Here is a 3,399-nt window from a genome sequence, read left to right as displayed (position 1 = left end):
GGCCGGCGGCGTCAATGCCAGACGATGACGCCGGCCACGACCTGCGGTGGGATCAGTGGCAGGTGCCGGCTCCGTTCTCGGTGAAGGTCTGGTTCGCCACCGGCAGGAAGCGCCACTGGTAGATCCCGGGGGCCAGGATCAGTTTGAGCACCCCGTAGGTGGTGCCGTTGCGGACCTCGCTGTTCGGCACGATGGTCCCGAAGTCCGGCTGGAGGGATCGCCCACCCGTGCCGATCACGAACTGTCGGATGCCCTGCACGGGATCGTCCACGCGGTTCGGGCTCTGTGGGGCGAACCGCTCGTAGTGGTGGGCGTGGCCGGTCAGGAGAATCTCGACGTCCGCCTCGTAGAGCTCCCGAAGAAGCGGGAGTAGCTCCGGCCGTTCCCGCTCACCGGAGCTGAAGATCGGGTGGTGCCAGTACGCGAGGGTGCATCGGGCGGGGTTGGCGGCCAGGTCGGCGTGGAGCCAGCGCTGCTGGGGCGAACCGACGTGACACCCACCGACCTTGCTGCAGTTGGAGTTCAACACGATGATGTGCCAACCGCCGGCTGGCATGTCGTACGAGTACCAGCCCTCGTTCGGCCGGCCGGCCACGGGGCCGAAGTAGCCGAAGTAGCCGGCCGCGTTGGCGGTGAGGTACTCGTGGTTGCCAACGGCAGGTTTGGTGCGGCTCTTGTGCCGTCCCCAGGTCGGCCCGTAGCAGTTCGCGAACTCGGCGGGGCTGCCCTTCTCGTAGACGAGGTCGCCGAGGGCCGCGACCGTGCCGCGTTCGCGGTCGAGGATCCGTGCGGTCTGCTCGTCGGTGTCCCGGTCGCAGGAGGCGATGTCTCCGGCGGCCAGCAGGACGTTCTCGCCGGTGCCTGGAACACCGGTTTCCACGAGGAGCTGCGGTGCGGTCGAGCCGCTCTCCCGGTTGTCGTAGTAGGCGCCGTTGGCGTCGGGGGAGCTGATCGCGAAGCTGACGATCCCGTTGTTGATGACCGCTGCGGTGACCTCGACGTCGTACCAGGTGTTGGCGGCCACCCGGCCGTAGGCGCCGAGCGGCGCACCGACGAGGGCGGGGCGGTTGGCGTAGGTCAGGCTCGTCTCCAGCCAGCCGGTTCCGCTTCGTTGTACGATGCCGCCGACGTGACTGCCGGCGTCGCGGATGCTCGACACGTGGATGCGCAGGCGGGCATGGATGACGGGGTCGAGGAGGCCGGTGACCGAGAACTTGAGGTAGGTGATCCGCGTCGGGGCACCGGCGACCGCCAGCACCGGTTGGTTGTCGAAGTTGGTGTTCGGCGCGCCCGCGCTCACGTAGCTGTCGTTGGTGGGGTAGAACACGAAGTTTCCGTTGGCCCTCACCGGAGGGGCGAAGCCGAGGGTTCCGGCCAGGACTGCCAGGGCCAGCACTGCGGCATATCGGGATCTGGACATCGTCACCTCTTCGAGTGAGCCGTACACCCAGTCCACTCCCACCCCGTCAAAGATGGGGCACGAGGTGACGCCGCCGGTTGACGGCGGATTGACGATCGAGGTGGCCGACCGGTGGCTACCTGACCGGGGCACCTGCCCACCAGTCGACGTAGCCGCGCCCCGGCGCACTCCCCTCCCGATCCCGCTCCCCGCCCGGTCCCCTGAGCACATCGGCGGCGTTTGACAGGTTTTACCCCTCTCTGCCCGGGTAGCCCTGGCCTGAAGCCACCAACGAATGGGAGTGCACGTGTTCAATCCTCTGGAACACAAGGGAATCCCCCTGGAGGACCAGATCCGCAACTGGCGCGAGCTGAACGTCGAACCCATCGACCCGGAGGCGATCGACCCGTACACCCGGTGCCGGATCATCACCATGAACGGCATCGAGGTCGAGGCGATCAACTTCCAGCACCAGTTCGCCCGCAACTGCCCCGACCAGGAGGTACGCCGCCAGTTGGCGTACGTGCGGTACCTGGAGAGCCAGCAGCAACGGGTGGTGAACTGGCTGCTGCCCGGCCTCGCCAGCGTGCTGGAGACGACCCTCGGCTACGAGCAGGTCGCCGTCGACCTGACTGCGTGGGTGGCCCGGCACGAGCCCGACGCGTACCTCAAGCAGGCGTACGAGTTCGGCGTGCTGGAGGACTTCGACCACCTGTACCGCTACGCCAACCTCTACGAGATGCTGGAGCGACGCAAGGCCGGAAAGATCGTCGACGGCCTCACCGAGGTCATGCCGGGCCGACCCACGGTGGTCGAGCACCGTCACCCCTTCGACGAGGTCCGCACCCCCTACGACCGCGAGAGCGTCGATCCCCGGTCGAAGCTGAACGCCCTGACGATCCTCTCCGCCGAGCAGCAGGTGATGTTCTACTACATGAACGTCGGACCGCAGTACATGGAGCCGATCGCCCGCCAGCTCTACCAGGAGATCAGCCTGATCGAGCAGGAGCACGTCACCCACTACGAGTCGCTGCTCGACCCGGGCGAGAACTGGTGGGAGCGGCTGCTCACCCACGAGTACAACGAGTGCTGGCTCTACTACTCGTTCCTCCAGCGGGAGAGCGACCCGAAGGTCAAGGCCGTGTGGGAGTTGCACCTGCAGATGGAGCTGGCCCACCTGCAACAGGCCGCCGACCTGCTGCGCCGCCACGACGGCCGGGAGCCCGAGCAGATCGTCGGCAGCGCAGGGCTGCCCGAGCCGCTGACCTTCGAACCGAACAAGGAGTACCTGCGGCACCTGCTGGCCACCCAGATCGATCTCACCAAGCTCGGCGAGGGCTACGTCCGAGAGGCACACGAGCGCTTCGAGTGGATGCAGCGGCAGCTACACGACGGGCAGAAGCCGCCGAGCGAGCAGGTGATCGACCTGCACCGCGAGCGCTTCGGCGGCGAGTACCGCATCGAGACCGAGGGCCCGCACCCGGTCGAGGAGCTGCGTACCCGTGAGGGGGTGCTGCGCCGTGCGTGAGACCACCGCGCGCCCGGCCGCGCCCGGCCCCGTCGAGGAGGACGTCGTCGACCTGCTGCTGGCCCAGCACGCCCGCATCGAGGAGCTGTTCCTGCTCGTCGTCGGTGGCACCGGGCAGGTGCGCCGGGACGCCTTCGACGCCCTGGTCCGCCTGCTGGCCGTACACGAGACGGCCGAGGAGGAGGTCGTCCACCCGCTGTCGCGCACCCTGCCCGGCGAGGGCGGCGACGCCATGGTCGACGAACGGCTCGCCGAGGAGAAACGGGCCAAGCAGACCCTGAAGACCCTCGTCGCCGCCGGCGTCGACGACGCGGGCTTCGACGAGGGCATCCTGCTGCTGCGCGAGGCCGTGCTCACCCACGCCCGCTACGAGGAACGGTACGAGTTCCCCCGCCTGCGCCAGCACGTGCCCGCCGACCGGCTGCGTACGCTGGCCGCCACCGTCCGCGCCGCCGAGGCCGCCGCGCCCACC

General features: G+C 68.5%; 3 protein-coding genes. 2 read left to right on the top strand and 1 reads right to left on the bottom strand.

Features of this window, described 5'->3' with window-relative positions:
• Positions 1–52: 52 nt before the first annotated feature.
• Positions 53–1,420, bottom strand: a complete 1,368-nt coding sequence (locus E1258_RS31170; protein WP_165949953.1) for a DNRLRE domain-containing protein — start codon at positions 1,418–1,420, stop codon at positions 53–55.
• A 286-nt stretch (positions 1,421–1,706) separates the two neighbouring features.
• Between E1258_RS31170 and E1258_RS31165 the strand changes: the two genes are divergently transcribed.
• A complete protein-coding gene (locus E1258_RS31165; RefSeq protein WP_243715803.1) occupies positions 1,707–2,927 on the top strand; it encodes a hypothetical protein in 1,221 nt (406 codons plus the stop codon).
• Positions 2,920–3,399: hemerythrin domain-containing protein (locus E1258_RS31160; protein ID WP_132407392.1), on the top strand; the 480-nt coding region annotated here is incomplete at its 3' end. The genes E1258_RS31165 and E1258_RS31160, both read left to right, overlap by 8 nt.

It is taken from the genome of Micromonospora sp. KC207 (genome assembly GCF_004348615.1).
Classification (GTDB): domain Bacteria; phylum Actinomycetota; class Actinomycetes; order Mycobacteriales; family Micromonosporaceae; genus Micromonospora.
Note: the sequence above shows the minus strand (reverse complement) of the source record. Positions and strands in the feature narration are given on the sequence as shown.

What these genes read in the sequence shown, in the direction of transcription:
- E1258_RS31170 (WP_165949953.1), bottom strand. Translation starts at nt 1,420, where the DNA reads ATGTCCAGATCCCGATATGCCGCAGTGCTGGCCCTGGCAGTCCTGGCC.